This is a genomic window from Rahnella sp. EDr1-12, assembly GCF_049206505.1.
Taxonomy (GTDB): Bacteria; Pseudomonadota; Gammaproteobacteria; order Enterobacterales; family Enterobacteriaceae; genus Rahnella; species Rahnella rivi.
The window spans coordinates 588,843-606,220 of record NZ_JBLZNY010000003.1; the positions used below are offsets into that span (position 1 = coordinate 588,843).

15 protein-coding genes are annotated in these 17,378 nt (G+C 50.6%); 11 read left to right on the forward strand and 4 right to left on the reverse strand.

Annotation, left to right across the window (positions count from 1 at the left end; genetic code table 11):
* Window positions 1-82: 82 nt before the first annotated feature.
* Complete coding sequence (locus tag ACO0U8_RS16400) at window positions 83-940, forward strand: SDR family oxidoreductase (RefSeq protein ID WP_136375470.1); 858 nt, start codon at window positions 83-85, stop codon at window positions 938-940.
* A gap of 69 nt (window positions 941-1,009) precedes the next feature.
* On the opposite strand, the gene ACO0U8_RS16405 is transcribed toward ACO0U8_RS16400, so the two are convergent.
* Window positions 1,010-1,267 carry a biofilm development regulator YmgB/AriR family protein gene (locus ACO0U8_RS16405; protein WP_056780009.1) on the reverse strand — a complete coding sequence of 86 codons (258 nt, stop codon included), beginning with the start codon at window positions 1,265-1,267 and terminating at the stop codon, window positions 1,010-1,012.
* A gap of 953 nt (window positions 1,268-2,220) precedes the next feature.
* Between ACO0U8_RS16405 and ACO0U8_RS16410 the strand changes: the two genes are divergently transcribed.
* From ACO0U8_RS16410 to msrA, 4 genes are all read left to right on the forward strand, one after another.
* The gene (locus ACO0U8_RS16410) at window positions 2,221-3,600 is read left to right on the forward strand and encodes a glycoside-pentoside-hexuronide (GPH):cation symporter (protein ID WP_056780012.1); all 1,380 of its coding nucleotides are present in this window, start codon (window positions 2,221-2,223) and stop codon (window positions 3,598-3,600) included.
* On the forward strand, window positions 3,597-5,636 hold the full coding sequence (locus tag ACO0U8_RS16415) for a TIM-barrel domain-containing protein (protein ID WP_421671247.1): 2,040 nt from the start codon (window positions 3,597-3,599) through the stop codon (window positions 5,634-5,636). The genes ACO0U8_RS16410 and ACO0U8_RS16415 overlap by 4 nt, the downstream gene beginning before the upstream one ends.
* 232 nt (window positions 5,637-5,868) lie before the next feature.
* Window positions 5,869-6,375, forward strand: coding sequence for a peptide-methionine (R)-S-oxide reductase MsrB (gene msrB / locus ACO0U8_RS16420; protein ID WP_056780016.1), 507 nt, complete (start codon window positions 5,869-5,871; stop codon window positions 6,373-6,375).
* Window positions 6,376-6,393: 18 nt separating this feature from the next.
* Window positions 6,394-7,134, forward strand: a complete 741-nt coding sequence (gene msrA / locus ACO0U8_RS16425; RefSeq protein WP_421671248.1) for a peptide-methionine (S)-S-oxide reductase MsrA — start codon at window positions 6,394-6,396, stop codon at window positions 7,132-7,134.
* A gap of 144 nt (window positions 7,135-7,278) precedes the next feature.
* On the opposite strand, the gene ACO0U8_RS16430 is transcribed toward msrA, so the two are convergent.
* The 3 genes from ACO0U8_RS16430 to ACO0U8_RS16440 all read right to left on the reverse strand — a co-directional run bounded on the left by ACO0U8_RS16430 (window position 7,279) and on the right by ACO0U8_RS16440 (window position 9,307).
* Window positions 7,279-7,845, reverse strand: coding sequence for a YfaZ family outer membrane protein (locus tag ACO0U8_RS16430; RefSeq protein WP_056780020.1), 567 nt, complete (start codon window positions 7,843-7,845; stop codon window positions 7,279-7,281).
* Window positions 7,846-8,042: 197 nt separating this feature from the next.
* A complete protein-coding gene (locus tag ACO0U8_RS16435; RefSeq protein ID WP_421671249.1) occupies window positions 8,043-8,534 on the reverse strand; it encodes a FidL-like protein in 492 nt (163 codons plus the stop codon).
* Window positions 8,531-9,307: a winged helix-turn-helix domain-containing protein gene (locus ACO0U8_RS16440; RefSeq protein ID WP_421671250.1), complete on the reverse strand. Its 777-nt coding sequence runs from the start codon at window positions 9,305-9,307 to the stop codon at window positions 8,531-8,533. Before ACO0U8_RS16440 ends, ACO0U8_RS16435 begins: the two co-directional genes overlap by 4 nt.
* A gap of 311 nt (window positions 9,308-9,618) precedes the next feature.
* Between ACO0U8_RS16440 and ACO0U8_RS16445 the strand changes: the two genes are divergently transcribed.
* The 6 genes from ACO0U8_RS16445 (at window position 9,619) to ACO0U8_RS16470 (ending at window position 17,315) form a co-directional block, all read left to right on the forward strand.
* Window positions 9,619-10,728, forward strand: a complete 1,110-nt coding sequence (locus ACO0U8_RS16445; RefSeq protein ID WP_421671251.1) for an HD-GYP domain-containing protein — start codon at window positions 9,619-9,621, stop codon at window positions 10,726-10,728.
* Window positions 10,729-11,007: 279 nt separating this feature from the next.
* Window positions 11,008-11,655, forward strand: coding sequence for a LuxR C-terminal-related transcriptional regulator (locus ACO0U8_RS16450; protein ID WP_421671252.1), 648 nt, complete (start codon window positions 11,008-11,010; stop codon window positions 11,653-11,655).
* A 693-nt stretch (window positions 11,656-12,348) separates the two neighbouring features.
* Window positions 12,349-12,963, forward strand: coding sequence for a fimbrial protein (locus ACO0U8_RS16455; RefSeq protein WP_421671253.1), 615 nt, complete (start codon window positions 12,349-12,351; stop codon window positions 12,961-12,963).
* Window positions 12,964-13,024: 61 nt separating this feature from the next.
* Window positions 13,025-13,756: a molecular chaperone gene (locus ACO0U8_RS16460; protein ID WP_421671254.1), complete on the forward strand. Its 732-nt coding sequence runs from the start codon at window positions 13,025-13,027 to the stop codon at window positions 13,754-13,756.
* 17 nt (window positions 13,757-13,773) lie between these two features.
* On the forward strand, window positions 13,774-16,266 hold the full coding sequence (locus ACO0U8_RS16465) for a fimbria/pilus outer membrane usher protein (protein ID WP_414072208.1): 2,493 nt from the start codon (window positions 13,774-13,776) through the stop codon (window positions 16,264-16,266).
* A 116-nt stretch (window positions 16,267-16,382) separates the two neighbouring features.
* Entirely contained in the window at window positions 16,383-17,315 is a 933-nt protein-coding gene (locus ACO0U8_RS16470) for a fimbrial protein (RefSeq protein WP_056780038.1), read from the forward strand.
* Window positions 17,316-17,378 lie beyond the last annotated feature (63 nt).

Consider the following 17,378-nt stretch of genomic DNA (forward strand, 5'->3'; position numbering starts at 1 on the left):
ATCGCATAGGATGTTTCAACGGCGACGCATTTCGCGCCCTTCAGAACATAAATCTCGTGTCTTACACTTTTGGAGAAACAACATGATCGCAATTACCGGTGCCACCGGCCAGTTAGGCCGCCTCGTTATCGCTGCATTGTTGAAGAAAGTCCCGGCGAATCAGATTATTGCCGCCGTGCGCAGCCCGGAAAAAGCCAAAGATCTGGCGGAGCTGGGCGTGGAGTTACGTCAGGCCGATTACAGCCAGCCAGCGACGCTGGACAGCGCGTTCAAAGGTGTTGAAAAAGTGCTGCTGATTTCTTCAAGTGAAGTCGGTCAGCGTGAAGCGCAGCACGGCGCAGTGATTGATGCGGCAAAACGCGCAGGCGTAAAACTGCTGGCCTACACCAGCCTGCTGCACGCAGACAAAAGCCCGCTGGGGCTTGGCGTAGAACACCGCGCGACCGAAAAAGCCTTAAGTGAATCAGGCGTTCCCTTCGTGCTGTTGCGTAATGGCTGGTACACGGAAAACTACGCGGCGAGCATCGCCCCGGCTCTGGCGCACAATGCCTTTATTGGTGCGGTGGGTGAAGGCCGTATCTCCTCGGCAGCGCGTGAAGATTACGCCGAAGCGGCAGCAACGGTGCTGAGCCTGGATAATCAGGCGGGCAAAGTATACGAACTGGCGGGAGATGAGGCTTACACGCTGGCAGAATTTACCGCGCACATCGCGCAACTGTCCGGTAAAAAAGTGGATTACATCAACATGACGCAGGCGGATTTCGCAAAAGCGCTGACCGGTGCAGGTTTGCCGGATTGGCTGGCGGAGATGCTGGCAGATTCTGATGCAGGCGCAGCGCAGGGCGGGCTGTTTGATGATTCACATACATTGAGCAAACTGATTGGTCGCCCGACAACCCCTGCGAAAGAGGTGATTGCTGCGACGCTGAAGTCTCTCTGAGGCGTAATCGCGGTTTGTTATCATAAAGTTTACGGCCTGTTAGCATCGCTTAACAGGCCGTATTTTTATTTAAATCACATCATCCTGCGTGGACAACAAAACCAGCTCAAGCAGATTGCGGCAGGCCTGCTGATTACTGATGTTGGAATCGATTTCGATCTGGCGGATCAAACCTTCGATGATGGCTTTATTGCTTACCGGGAAGCGGCTGCACAACAGGCTGGACACCACTCTGCCCAAAATTTCCACTTCACTTAAGGTCTGGGATTCCTGCGGTTTGAAGTATTCGCTGATTTCAGTAACTGTTTGTTCTTCTTCGAGTTGCATATAGACCTCCTTAATACTTCGCATGGTAAATCATGACATGAGAAGTGTCTTTTGCGAGTGAGAAAACATAGTATTGTTTAGCAATGCTTCACAATTGGTTTCCCTGTTTCATCCCATGCCTTTTTTGCAAAAGAAAAAGGCCAGCATTAAAAAAAAGTTTTTGGAGGAGGGGAAATCCACATTCTCCTCCAAAAACCAGGCTGAATATGCCCGTAAATGACGGACTAATGATAAAGCAGGGGTGTAAAGAAGTTATACAAAGATTGCAGATTTGTACAGTTTTGGGTGAGAAATATCTTAATAACCGGTTGCTAGCAATCAAAAACAGCACGAATAGTCCTGTGTGATTAACGATCGATACATTCACAGATTGAGTTAGTTCATTTTGTAATGATCAGGTGAGTAGTGTTTTTCACCACGGGACTGAGTGAGTCTCGGTTTCTTAAATGCGGTGAGCACTTAACTCACTGCGCTGCCACACGAATGAGAACGAAATACTGCCACTGGCCGCGCTCAAAAATCACGCCGGAGGAGCGGTGGAAAACCGCGCGTCAGTGTGCGCGGGTTGTAACCCGACCGGAGGGCACCGCGCAGCGGCGGGATTTTGCGGCAATAGCGAAAGCCCCTGAAACATAGCCCGCGAGCGACAGCGCGCAGTTTAAAGACGCGAGAGATCCAAGAGAGGCCCGTCCTGGCCTCTTTTGGTCGGTTTCGGCGCAAAATGTTAAGCGATCACCGCACGTGAGAAACCGAAATCTGCCCGATCAACTGTCCATCCCCCCGCGCTGCAACAGCTTCCCCCCACGATGTTACCGGTATCACAGAAGCTAAATATCGTAAGAAATTTACAACATCTCGCAATTGTGACAGGCATTTAACCTCTCTATAACAGTTCTTCAGCCCAGCGGACGGACTGACTTTTTTGTTTAACCGGACAAAAGGCAGAACGAGTTATGAGTGGAAAATTATCCGTCAAAGAGAAAGTGAGTTACGGTCTGGGGGATATGGCGAGCCATATTGGCCTGGATAACGTCATTATATTTTTAACCTTTTACTACACCGACGTGGTGGGTTTACCGGCGGTGTTTGTCGGCACCATGTTCCTGGTGGCGCGCGTCGCGGATGCGATTGTTGACCCCGCGATGGGGCTGATTGCCGACCGCACGCAGACCCGATTTGGTAAGTTCCGCCCGTATATTCTGTGGCTGGCGCTGCCTTTTGGTGCCAGCTGCCTGCTGGTGTATGCCGTGCCGGAATCCCTGACGCTGGGCGGCAAAATGGTGTATGCCAGCGTGACCTACTGCGTGATGATGCTGATGTACACCGCCATCAATATTCCTTATTGCTCGATGGGCGCGATCATCACGCCGGATAATACCCAGCGAATCTCCCTGCAATCCTATCGCTTTTTCCTCGCCACCCTGGGCGGCGCGATGTCCACCTTCCTGATGATGCCGCTGGCGGAAATGCTGGGCGGCGGCAATAAGCTTGACGGTTATTTCGGCGCGATGGCGATCATGGCCTCGGTGGCCGTGGTGATGTTCCTGCTGTGTTTTCTCAACACCAAAGAGCGTATCAGCGCACCGCCGACGCATGAAAATTTCCTCTCCGATCTGCGCGATTTAGTGCGTAACGACCAGTGGCGCGTGGTCGCGGCGCTGATCTTCTTTAACATCTCCTTCGGCGTCGTGCGTCTCGGCGCGATGATGTATTACGTTACTTATTATCTCGGCAACGCCAGCTACTTTATGTGGCTGCTGGCCGCGCACATTATTGGTAAAAGCCTCGGCAGCCTGCTGGTCAAACCGCTGACCCGCAATCGCAGCAAACTGACGGCGTTCACGCTTTGCGCCATTGTGACCGGTATCCTGAGCGCGGCGATCTTCTTCGTTCCGGCGTGGATCTCCCTGCTGGTGGGCATGACGCTGCTGGTGTCCACCTTCTATCAGGTCACGACCACGCTGATGTGGGTGATGATGTCTGACGTGGTGGATTACGGTGAATACAAACAGGGCAAACGCATGGACGGCACCGTGTTCTCGACCTTGCTGGCGATCCTCAAAATGGGGATGGCGGTGAGCGGGGCGGTGGTCGGCTGGACGCTGGGCATGAGCGGTTACGTGCCGCATGCCGCCCAGCAAAATACCGCCGCGATGCTGTCGATTATTGCGCTGTTCTCGCTGGTGCCGGGCGTGTTGTCGATGTTCAGCGCGCTGTCGATGCGCTGGTACAAGCTCAATGACGCCACCATGAAACAGATCAACCAGTCCAAAATTTCTCAGGAACGCGAGCCTGAACGTCAGGCCATCTTGCATACACAGGAGTCCGCATGAGCGAATTAATCGCCGAAAAAAACCGCATCCTCTGGCATTTCGATCAGCAAACGCTGGTGATTGAACCCTGGGGCGAAAACAGTCTGCGCGTGCGCGCCACCTGCCGCCCGGCGCTGAATGATCATCTGTGGGCGCTGTTGCCGCCATCCACACAGCCGCAGGCTGACATCCGCCACGGCACCGAAACCCTTACGCTGCGCAACGGCAACATCACGGCAACGGTGAACATCAAAGGGCAACTGGCGTTTTATAACCAGCGCGGCGAGCTTATCCTCGAAGAGTTCTGGCGTCAGCGTTCGACCGTGGGGATCGGCGCGACGGAGAAGAGTCAGGATAAATACATCAGCGCGCTGAAGATGGATGCCCGCGAATTCAAAGCCATTCCCGGTGGCAAACATCAGCTAACCGTGCGTTTTGAATCCCGTCCGGACGAGAAAATCTACGGCATGGGGCAGTATCAGCAGAGTTGTCTGGATCTGAAAGGTTGCACGCTGGAACTTGCGCAGCGCAACTCGCAGGCCAGCGTGCCCTTTATGCTTTCAAGCCTCGGTTATGGTTTGCTGTGGAATAACCCGGCAATTGGCGAGGCGACGTTCGGAAAAAACATTACCCGCTGGGAAGCGCAGGTCACCGAGCAGATGGATTACTGGATAACCGCCGGTGATACGCCCGCTGACATCATGCACCAGTATGGCCGCGCGACCGGTACCGCACCGCACATGCCGGAATACGCCACCGGTTTCTGGCAGTGCAAACTGCGTTACCGCACCCAGCAGGAAGTGCTGGAGGTGGCGCGTGAATACAAGCGGCGCAATCTGCCGATTTCGGTGATTGTCATTGATTTCTTCCACTGGCCGAATCAGGGCACCTGGTGTTTTGATCCGGTGGACTGGCCGGATCCGAAAGCGATGGTGGCAGAGCTAAAATCCCTCGGCATCGAAACCATGGTATCGGTGTGGCCGACGGTGGACAGCCGCACCGATAACTATAAAGAGATGAAATCCAAAGGTTATCTGGTGAATACCGATCGCGGTGTGTCAGTGAATCTGGATTTCCTCGGCAACTGCACGTTCTTTGATGCCACGCATCCCGGCGCACGTCAGTTTGTCTGGGACAAAGTGAAACAAAACTATTTCGATCTGGGCATCCGCACTTTCTGGCTGGATGAAGCCGAACCGGAATACCGTGCGTATGATTTTGATAACTATCGCTATCACCTTGGCCCGGTGCTGGAAGTGGGGAATATCTATCCGCAGAAATTCGCCCAAGGTTTTTACGACGGATTGCAACAGGAAGGCGAAAACGAGATCGTCAATCTGGTGCGCTGCGCCTGGGCGGGCAGCCAGCGTTACGGCGTGCTGGCGTGGTCCGGCGACATCCACTCTTCCTTCCATGCGCTGCGCAATCAGATTGCTGCTGGCCTGAACATGGGGCTGGCGGGTATTCCGTGGTGGACGACCGACATCGGCGGTTTTCAGGGCGGCAACGTCAACGATCCGGCGTTTCAGGAGTTACTGATCCGCTGGTTCCAGTGGGGCGTGTTCTGTCCGGTGATGCGCCTGCACGGCTACCGCGAACCGCAAATTCAGCCGTCAGAACCCTGGCGTGAGGGCATCGCGCAGTGCAACAGCGGCGCACCGAATGAAGTCTGGAGCTATGGCGAAGAGAATTATGCCCTGATGAAAAGCGGGCTATTCCTGCGTGAAAAGCTGCGTCCGTACATCAGCCGCGTCATGCAACAAGCCCACGAAAACGGCGATCCGGCAATGCGCACGATGTTCTATCAGTATCCCGCTCAGCCGGAAAGCTGGGAGGTGGAAGATCAGTATCTGCTCGGTGCAGACATTCTGGTCGCGCCGATTTTGCATGCAGGCCAGCGCGAACGCGAGGTGTGGTTACCGGCGGGAGAAACCTGGGTGGCGCTTAATGGCGAACGCTATGAAGGAGGAAGGGCGGTGAGTGTCGCCGCACCGATGAGTGAGATCCCGGTATTCGTGCGGGAAGGGGCGGACCCGACTGCACTGGCTATCCTGTAAACCGGACGGTAACCGTTTCGGTTTCTCAAATGCGGTGGTCGCTCAGCGCGTAACGCCAGAGGATCACCGCAGAGAAGAAACCGAAACCTTCAACCCTTAGTACCTGAAAGCCGCGCCATGCCGCGGCCTCCTGCCCCCGACTTATCACAAAACTGTTAACTCTCCGCGAGGATTCCGTAATCCCTCGCCCTGTACTCTGGTGCCATCGACAGCAACCGCAACGGTGGCAACAATGATCAACAGACGTAATTTCTTGCTGGGCAGTGGCGCGGTATCGGCTGCTGCGGTGATGGGGCTGATCCCGTCACTGTTTTCCCGCAGTGCCGACGCGCAGGCGAAATCCGCTAAATTCGACATCATGCTGACGGATGCTCAGTGGCATCAGCGCCTGAACGACGATCAGTACCGCATTTTGCGCGAAGCCGGCACCGAGCGGCCTTATTCCAGCCCGCTGAACAACGAGCACCGGGCGGGGGAATTTGCCTGTGCGGGCTGCAATCTTCCTCTTTTCTCCTCAGCGACCAAATTTGACAGCCACACCGGCTGGCCGAGTTTCTGGAAACCCTTGCCCGACTCGGCGCTCACCAGCCGGGATACCTCGTTCGGCATGGTGCGTGATGAAGTTCATTGCCGCCGCTGTGGTGGGCATCTCGGTCATGTTTTCGACGACGGCCCGCAGCCGACCGGCCTGCGTTATTGCATGAACGGGCTGGCAATGACGTTCACCCCCAACGTTTAATCAGGCAGGAAGTTCACCATGAAGAAAATTACCGACAAAAGAGTGAAGTCGTTACGCAATTACAGCCTGATCGCCGGTCTGGTGCTGGCCTCTGCGTTTGTGTTTCAGAATAACGCCTGGTCATGGGGCGGAGCCGAGCCCGCGGTGGTGATCGCCGCCCCGGCAAAAGATGAACCGGCAGCCACGTCGCACAGCGAAACCGCGCTGTTTGCCGGCGGGTGTTTCTGGGGGATCCAGGGGGTGTTTCAGCATGTGAAAGGCGTCACCAGCGCGGTATCCGGATATGCCGGCGGGGCAGCAGGAACGGCAAATTACGAGGAAGTCAGCACCGGTGAAACCGGCCATGCCGAATCGGTGAAAGTGACATTTGACCCGACACAGGTGACCTACGGCGAGTTGCTGCATATCTTCTTTTCGGTCGGACATAACCCGACTCAGCTGAACCGTCAGGGGCCGGACACCGGCAGTCAGTACCGTTCGGCGGTGTTTACGTTAAATGCCGCGCAGGCCGCAGTAGCAAAAGCGTATATCGCACAACTCAATGCCAGCAAAAGTTTCAGCGAACCGATGGTCACAAAAATTGAAAACAACGCCCACTTTTATCCGGCGGAAGCCTATCACCAGAATTTCTTAAACGATAACCCGGACTATCCGTACATTGTGGTGAACGATCTGCCGAAAATTAAAGACCTGCAACAGGTGTTCCCGGCGAATTACCGCGAGCAGCCCGTGCTGGTGAACCCTGAAAGTAAGAATTGAGGCTACCGGAATGGCGGCTGACATGATTCAGAAAGGTGGAAGGCGGGGTTAAAGGTATTCACAGCAAGAGCAGTCATTCTTTGAAGTAAAAAATGACTGCTCGTCTGATCATGGCGTGGACGTTTTACGTATTACGCCCTTCAATCAGAAATCCAGCTCGGCACCTAAATACGCACCATCGATAATGCGTTCGTTAGGGTTACCCGCCGTGCCGTCAATACCGACATAACGATAACCGGCTTTGAGTTTCAGCGGACGGAACGGAACCCAGCTCAGGCCGCCATCGGCTTCAATGTAACTTTTGACACTGTTATTTAACGCGTCCGGTGCGACATAGCCTTCGCCGTAAAACGCCAGGCTGTCAGTGAACGGGATCGTGATGCCGCCGCCAACCGGGAACGCAACGCCTTCGTTATCAGATGTGGTGCCCTGCAAATAAACGCTTTTTGCACCCAGATTAATCATCGCCGGGCCAACAGGAATATTGAAACCTGCACCAATACCGCCAACCTGACGGCCATTTTTAGTGTCTTTAGCCCAGTTTCCGCTGAGGTATAAACCGGAGGTCTGACGGCCCATGCCGACATCCAGTTCGGTGAAATCACTGCCTGCTTTGGCACCCAGCTCAAGGGCCTGAGCCTGACCGGCTGCCGCCATCATCACCACTAAAGCACTTGCCGCGATGGCTGATTTAATTTTGTTGCTACGCATTTGTTTACCTAATTATGTAATGAGCAAGCTGCGGCTAACGCCGAAACTGCTTGCAGGTCGAAAGACATTTTGTCAGGGGGTATAAAACGTCAGACGACCTTGCCCATCAATTTATATCTGAAATGACCGCGTATATAGGTTTTTATAGGGGTAATTAATTCCCATGCATATTTTTATGCTGTATCGGTGCGTCCGCATCAGTACGCCGCGCAGACAAATTGCGGAGAATAGGTACTGCTGATCACGTATGCCTGGTCGCGAATTTTCTTCACGCCAATATCAATCGAGGCATTATCGCCGCTGTTTTCCAGCCACATCTGGTTAAAGTCGGAATCCGGGGTATTGCTAAGAGGTGACGCTGTCACTTTATCAACGGTAAAAAGATAGGTGTTTTTGTCGGTTTTTACGCCGTGACTGAGGTAAACCGTGCGGGCGAGGTAGGTCGATTTCCCTGCGGATGTGACGTCCCCCTCGTACTGAATAATGCCTTTATTTTTATCGTAAAACTGCACGCTTTCTATCACGGAGAAGATCAGCTGATCCTGGCCGATATCCATTTTAACCCTGGCAAACGCTTTGCATTTCAGTGGCTCAATCGCCTCCCGGGCGGGAAAGAACAGGAGGGCGGCGACTGACGCGAGAATGACGAAAGTGGCGAGATAGAATTTCGATTTCTTAATGACGATCATGGTCTGATCCACGAGTAATGATAGAAGTTGTCGCAGGAAAGAATTTCTTTCTTCTTACCTGTCGAACACAGCGAAAGTAAGGTTCTGGCATTATTTTTCGAAGAAGAGGAAAGCTCACTGCTGTAGATAATGATGTTTTCGTTGTTACAGGTCAGATGATTCTCTTTCATCACGTGACTCACCTGTGCAACCACCTGCGTCTCTTCGTCTGCGGGGATATCTTTCAGGTAGAGGATTTCACAGCCGATCTCAGGCCGTCTGATTTCAGTCACGCCGTTAGTGGCATCAATGTATTCCCACACCAGCGCAGCGCCCGCGCTGGCTGCCAGCAGAAATATCAGGCCGGGCAACGCTTTTCGCCACAGAGATCTCGCGGGCGGTGGTTGCCGACCTGCCGTGATTTCTGGCTCCGTCATCACGGCGTTCTTTTCTGCTGGCGCAGAAGGAAGCGCTGCGACGCTCACCGCAGTATTCAGTTTAAAGCCGACTTTTGGCAGCGTAATGATGAGTTCGTTGCATTCAAAGGTTGCCAGGCTGCGCCGCAGAATGCTGACGTACTGGTTCAGATTGCTGCCTGAAGCCTGCAATCCATACTTATCCCAGACGTTTTCCAGCAGATACTCGCGCGTCAGCTCATGCCCGCCGGAGGAGAGGAACTCTTCCAGCAAACGGGCGGCAGGTAAGGTTAACCTGATCACATCCTGGCTGGCGGGGTAGAACAGCGTGCCGTCATCGGTATTAAATTCTATCGTATTATCAATAAGATATTTCATCTGACCCTGTTTGATATCAGTAAAGCCCTGGTAAAACGTGTAAAAACAACCCCGTCTGAGATCCGGGTTGAAAAAGCTGGATCTTCCTCCGGTCATCCCTGCGGATGTTTTGACGGTGAATCATTTTGGTATAACACATCTGATTTTATTCGCTGTAAATTTGAATTTTAGCGAGATAAAAACCTATATATACGATGCTTTTATAATTAAATTGTCTGCCATGATAAATTACGTTTCCCTGTAGGTATCGTTCATTTATCCGCAGGCTTACGAGGTTGAAACCCTGACCGCTCCCTGCAGGGGAGTTTTTCTTGTACACCACCTTCACTCAGTTTCTGCTTGGCTTTTCTGCTGCACTTGACCTTCTGGATCCGGAAAAGGGCAATCGCGGTGCGCGCCGCGCCTGGATTGCGCTCAGTATTGCCCTTCATCGTCATCTTAGCCCACTGTCACAAAGACGCGTGTTTGTCGCCGCACTGTTGCGCGAAATGGGAAGAGGGCGCCATTCCCCGGTTGACTGCCACGCACTGATTAAAAATACGGCCTTGCTGGCTGACTGCGCAGATCTGATCACGGGAGATAATCCCCATCACCCGGAAAACCGTTTGCTGGATCTGGCCGACTCGCTGGATTTACTCACCTTAAACCAGTATCCGCGCGGCTATTACCCGGCGCAGGCTATCGAAACCTTGTGTGATGCTATCGGCTCACGCTACTCCCTCGATGATGCGATTGCTCTGCGTGAACTGAGCCTGGACAGTGAGTTCTGGAAAATCCATGTTTCGGTAAAACTGCCCGAAACCCTGCAAACGCTGTCGCCGCTGCCAGACCATCACCTCAATGATGACGAGTTATTAACGCTGTCCACGCTGCTGGCGCAGGTCATTGACAGCCACTGTCATCCGGGCTGTGCGCATTCTTTCTCCGTTGCCGGTTACAGCGCCACTCTGGCTGAGTTGTACGGGTTTTCGAAAAAAGGCATAACCCGTGTCCGCATTGCAGCGATGTTGCATGATTTAGGTAAACTGGCGCTGCCTGCCGCGTTGCTTGGCAAAAAGCAGCCGCTGACAGAATTCGAAATGAGGCAGATAAAAGTACACCCTCAGTTCACCTGTAAAATCCTTTCCCGTATCGACGGTATGCACGACATCATGCAGATGGCCAGCTTCCACCATGAGCGGCCAAACGGTTCCGGCTATCCTTTTCATCTGCGTTCACCGCAGCTTGATTTAGGTCCGCGTATTATTGCCGTGGCGGACAATTACGCCGCGCTGCGTGAAAACCGTTGTTACCGCTCTGCTTTGTCGCATGAACAAAGTATGAAGATCATGCAGGAAAGCGCAAATTCCGGCTGTCTGGACGCCGGTATCGTGGAGGCTCTTGCCAGCTATATTAACGCGAAGGCATTGCCGGTATTTTGATATTCCACAGTTAACGAATAACAACCGGATAATATGGCTCACCATTCAGGAGTAGATGTTATTTATTCATCAATAAATGGTTTTTATTTAATCACTTATTAACATGAAGGTGTAAATGAATCCTGTTATCTGGCACAGCGAAGGCTATTCACGTTGTCGGGCGGATATAGGCTGTTATATTCATGTTACTGTCCGGGTGTTATTTAAATGAGAAGCAATTCGCCCACAGTGTAGCCTTATGTTTTTACTGTCAGTCTTTTATACCTGAAGGTGGTCAGAATGTCGGAAGTTGCCCCATTATCTATTGCTGTCATAAACTATAATAATATCTACTTTTCAACCGGGCTGGCAGAAATCCTGAGCCGTCTGACATTAAGGGAAACCTCAGTAGTTCATATTGAGGATGGTGGACTGAATGAAGCCAGCAAAGCGGATGTGATCGTGATGAATATTTCATGTGGCAGAAATTCTATCTGTAATACCCTGCATAAAATACGAAAGCCAGACAGTATCGTTATCGGACTTGAACGTGACTCTGATGATCCGGTTACAACGACTTCTCTGTATTGTCATGCCGGGATGCAGACCCTGTCCCTTAAAAACTCTGTTGCACAATTCAGTCAGATGTTCGACAAAATCAGCAATGAAGAACAACATGAATTCACGTTTCAGTATAAGAACTGCTTTCATTGTAAACAGCTGACGCTCACACCCCAGCAATCCTATTTCAGTCATTTGTACCTTTCCGGCTGCTCGGTCAAAAAAATGGCCGGAGATTTAGGGTGTGATACCAAAACGGTGTATTCGCACAAACTCAAGATAATGAGAAACTTTAACATCAAAAGCGATCAGGAACTGTATGTCTTGCTGAGATTCAACCTCACAAGAAAATCAGACTGCCTTATCTATCCCGGTTTACACTTATAATCACCACCTTTACGTCTTTCATTATGAATGACGTTTTTTTTATTTCCTGTCAATATGTCTCGTCCGGACAAAGTCATCATTTTATTAAATAACATTCTCTTCGTACAGCCCCAGTTGCACGCCATTTCCATGGTCACAGTGAATTACCCTTCGTTCTGAAAACACCTCCATTAACAAATACCGAAAAGCACTATTCTTATGGCCTCTTGTATTTGGTTCGTTTAACAAGCGTTCCATATTAGGTGATAAGCTGACTTCGGTGAGATTATTCTTAGAAGCGGATTTTGCAGCGGGCTAAACGTTTAATTCCGGGCGATGAAGATAATCAAAAGAATAATGGGCTTTCAGGTGTCAGGAAAACAAAATAAGTCACTAAAATTAACAATAATTAAACATTGGCGGTCAGATGATGCAAATAACACAACATAATTAGCATTTTCATTTACACCGAAAAATCATCTTATCCTGAAATTAATCACCACAAATTAACAATAAGGCAGTATGTAAATCTAATTCAGTAACAAATGGCGGGGTGTTTCTCTAAATGACGGATTGTTTTTAACCCTTTCCTTAGCAAGGGAATAAAACAAGAATGTAATGGCTCGGCAGGGAGAACTTCTTATATCGCTTAATTGAATTCTTCTGCATTGCCGGGATTTACTTTAAATGGATGTTATTTTTCGAGAGATTCTTATGAATATTAAAAAACTGAGTTTGGTTGTTTCTGCTGCATTTGCTGGTGCACTGACAATGGGTTCTGCATTCGCTGCTACTACTGAATCAGTAGGAGGGGGTAAAATTACTTTCAGCGGCGCAGTCAGTGATGCGACCTGTAATGTTACCACAAATAACGGTTCAGATTTCACAGTGAACCTGGCGCCTATCGCGCTGACTGATTTAAGCAATACCGCCGGTGTCGTGACTGCAGGTTCCACACCTTTCACTATGGCTGTAAGCGGCTGTACTGGTTTTGATGCAACAAGCACAGTGGCTCAGCAATTAAAAATGAAAGTGTCAGGCGCTAATGTTTCTGATGATTCTACTTACCTGAAAAATGAAACAGGTACAGCGTCAGGCGTGGGTATTACCCTGACCACTGATGGCAGCACCGCCGTAGATTTGGCTAACTACATCTCTACAGGTTTATCAACCTCTGTCACTAATACTGATGGCACTGCTGGCACAGTATTCGACAATGGCGCAGAGGGTGATATCACTCTTTATGCAAACTACTACAACTATGGCGGCGCAAGCGCTTCTGTCGGTACCGTAGTGACCACAGCAACTTATATGTTCACCTACGAGTAATGAATACGGAGGGTGTCATGCACCCTCCTTTTTTTAATGCCAGTTTTCACCGGGGTTAGTTGTGAGGAATATCTCTCTTTTTGCTGTTTTGTTTTTTATTTGTTTCTCTTCTACAGCCAGCGTCGTGCTTAATTCCACGCGCGTTATATTTCCTTCTGAATCGAAAAGTGTCTCTGTCCAGTTGGTGAATAAAAGCAAGAATACACATCTTGTCCAATCCTGGATCGATGACGGCAGGGCGGAGGCTAAACCTGAAGAATTAAATACGCCTTTCATGATCAGCCCGCCGGTTGTGAAAATTAATGCCAATGACGGACAGACATTACGCATCAGTAAAAATACGTTGTCAGAAGCATTACCGAAAGATCGTGAAAGTCTGTTCTGGCTGAACGTTATTGACGTTCCGCCTGAACCTGAGAATGCCGCAGATAATGGAAACTATCTCCAGGTTGCTATCAGAAACCGAATTAAGCTTTTCTGGCGCCCGGCATCATTAAAAATATCAGCTGATAAAATCTCTGATCTTGTCAGCCTTAAGCGTTCAGGAAATGGCAAGTTGTGTGCTGATAACCCAACGCCTTATTACGTCACTGTTTCGCAGGTCATGAAATGGGATGGGAAAAGCCGGACCGTACAGAACAATATAAAAGGGAATCTGCTTGACGGCGCAATGACGCTTTCTCCTTTCAGCTGCCAGCCCATTAATAAGATGCCAGCGACACCAGGAAAATATCAGATGGTGCATGTGGACGATTACGGCAGCCGGGTTCCCTTTGTTGTTGAGTATAAATGATTTGTTAGGATTGGATTATGAACGGGAAGTCAGTCACCATTTCTGGAGTATTCAATAAGTCAAAACTCGTTTACGCACTTTTAGCCGCGCTATATTCCCAACAGGGGCACGCCGCTGCTTTTAACAGCAGCTTTTTAATGGGCGATATCGGCAGCGCCGACTGGAGCAGCGGCAGTAAGGTCATCTCCGCCGGTATTTACGATCTGGATGTGTCGGTTAACGGCGCATGGCGAGGGAAATTCCCCGTCAAGGTGGATGAAAAGAACAACATTTTTATGAAGCCGGACGTTTTCGGCTCTTTGCTGGTCAAGAAACCGGCGCAGATGAAGGACACAACAGAAGAATGGTTGCCCGCCAGCACCTTTTTACACGGCGGCAGCACGACATTAAATACCGGTAAAATGGAACTGAACCTGGTTATTCCTCAGGCTTTTGTGATCAGCAAAGATCAGCGCTGGGTGGCGCCAGAAATGTGGGATCCGGGCATTAACGGGGCTTACACCAGCTACAACTTCAGTTATTACAACTCACACCGCAAAGACGATGTGAGCGATGCCGATAATATTTATCTCTCAATGAGAAGCGGTCTGAATCTGGCGGGCTGGTCGTTGCTGGATAACTCGACCTTTCAGCGTAACCGCAGCAATAAAAGTGGCTACTGGACGAACAGCACCCGTTACCTCGAGCGCCCTTTGCCGGGGATGAACGCGTTGCTGAGGGTGGGGGACAGCTATACCGAATCGCCGTGGTTCGACAACATGCGTTTTCGCGGCGTGAGCCTCAGGCAAGATTTGCGCATGTACCCGGACAGTTACCGAACCTATATGCCGGTTATCCGGGGTATGGCGAACAGTAATGCTGTGGTCAAAATTTATCAGAATGGACAGATCATCCATCAGGTCAACGTGCCGGCCGGCCCGTTTTCCATTGAAGATCTGATGCCTACCGGTTCGCGAAGCGACTTTCAGGTCGATGTTGTCAACGCCGGTGGCTCGACAGAAAGTTTTATCGTGCCGTTTTCGACGGTCAGCGACATGCTGCGCCCCGGCTCCTCGGAGTGGATGCTGAATGCCGGTAAGGTGCAAATCAGTAATGTCGATTTTCACCCCGAATTTGTGCAGGGGAGTTATTCCTATGGGGTGAATAACTATCTGTCAGTGTACGGCGGGGCCACGCTGAATAATGATTACCAGTCATTATTGGCGGGCGCAGCCGTCAGCGTGCCGTATTTAGGTTCTGTGTCATCCAATATTGAGCGGGCCTCGGCAACGCTGAAAAATGGTCAGTCGTCAGACGGTCAGCGAATTAAGTTTTCGTGGAGCCGCTATTTGCCGACCAAAACCAACATCAGTATTGCCAGTTATTATTATAATTCTGCGGAATATTTATCTTTTAATGACTTCGTTTATATCAACCGGCTCATTCAACAAGATAACAGCACGTCAGGTTATAAAAGAAGTAAAAAGACCTACAGCATCAGCCTGGATCAAACCCTTGATGATGGCTGGGGGCGTATTGCGCTTGATGCTTACTGGCGTGATTACTGGAATAGCAATCAGTCCACGCGGCAGTACAGCCTGACCTACAGTAATCTCTGGCGTGATATCAGCTGGAGTATTTCCGCGCGGCGGACACATTATGAATATGATGCGGACGATTCCAGCAACCAGTATGACGAAAGTCATTATGGCAGGAGCAGAAGCCAGGATGAAAATCGCATTGATCTGTCGATTACTATCCCGCTGAAAATATTTGATACCAATGCCAGCCTGGTGACCCGCAGCGGTATGAAAGACGGCAAATATGCGAACAGCGACATCGGGCTCAACGGCTCGACGGACAACGTCGATTACAACCTGAGTATGGCCGACGATAACACCAACCGCACCTCCACTCTAAACGCCTGGGGGGCGATGCGCACCTCGGCGGTGAAACTGACCGGGAATTACAGTGAATCAAACAACTACCGTCAGGCAGGCTTTGGTGCCAGCGGCAGCGCGGTGTTATGGAGCGGCGGTTTACTGACCTCCGGATCCAGCGGAACGACGTTTGTTATTCTGGATTCGCCCGGCGTGGCTAACGCGGTGGTCAATGGTAATCCGGCGATGAAAACCAATAAAAGCGGCAAGGTACTTTATCCGTATGCGGCACCTTATCGTATGAATAATTTCCGGCTGGAAAATAATGATGCCGATGCGGAAGTGAAAGGCAATATTCGCCACGTGGCTCCCTGGGCAGGAAGTATCAGTTATGTGAAATACAATACCGATACCCGAAAGGTCTTTGTGATTGAGGCGTACAAGAGCGACGGGCAACCTTTACCTTTTGGCGCTGAATTGCTCGATAAAAAAAATGCGGCGCTGGGATATGTTTCCCAGGGCAGCCAGATGTATATCAAAGCTGACGTTTTGCCGAAGTTTATTTTTGTGAAATATACGCAAGATGAAAAACAGCAGAAATGTAAAGTTACCAACCCGTCGGAGTCGCAAAGAAATATCTGCGTACTGTAAACAGGATTAACATGAAAAAAATAATCATTATTCTTTTGTCGTTAATGGCACCTGCCGCGTGGGCGGATTGCGTGAGGGTAAATGGCGGTAGCACTCCGACATTATTTTCAGAAAGTTTGGATCTTTCATCGTTATTTACCACCACAGACACAGCGACGGAATCGCGCAGTACCTTTGCCAATATAAGTCTGAACTGTTCGACCCTCGTTGTTGGGAGTTCCAGCGTTAACTACATCAGCCCGATGGCAAATGGTTACTGGGTGGAATACATCAGCCCCGCCGGAATTTCGCGTTGGGTAAAATTTGTGGTGTCCGATTTCATCAGCAGACAGGAATACGGCCCAGGCAATCAAACCTCAACAGCCGTCAGCTATACGCTGACGGCCACCTTACTGTCCGGTGTGCCCGGCGCAGTGAACGCTAACTTCAGTCAGAGCACCACCACGGGGGTCGCGACCCTGACCCCGTTGGTACTGGAGAACACCAACTGGGGAATTTTCGTCCAGATCCCGACGGTCGATCAGGTCGCCGCGATTGTGGCATCGAAAGCCTGGACGTCAAAATATCTGGCCTACAACGAGTTGACGGTGACCTTTAATCCGCCGGAAACCACCTGTGACATGCCAGATCAAAATGTCCATTTACCGAAAGTCTCATTAAGCGACTTAAAACTGGGAATGGATACCGGTTCAACGCCGGTTCAGCTGCCGGTGACCTGTTCCAACACGCTGGTCAATGCGTCCACCCGGGGAATTTCCGCCTGGTTGTACAGCGCAGATATCGTGGACAGCAACAATCTGGTGATGAGAAACGGTTCATCGACCTCCAGTGGGATTGGCATCGCGCTGAAAAACAGTGCGGGCAGTGATATTTCATTATCGGCTGCCACCACACAAAACACCGCGACGTCCATTTTAAACATTGTCAGAGGGGGAGACAGCAGTAATGTCGTGATAGACATTAACGCCTTTTACAAAATATTTGATACCCAGACTGCTTCGGCAGGCACGGTCATCGCCACCGCCATGCTTTATTTTAATTACGAATGACATTGCTTAATTCCATTATTGTCAAAAAGAAATAGAGTCAATCCACGGGGTTAATAGCCATTA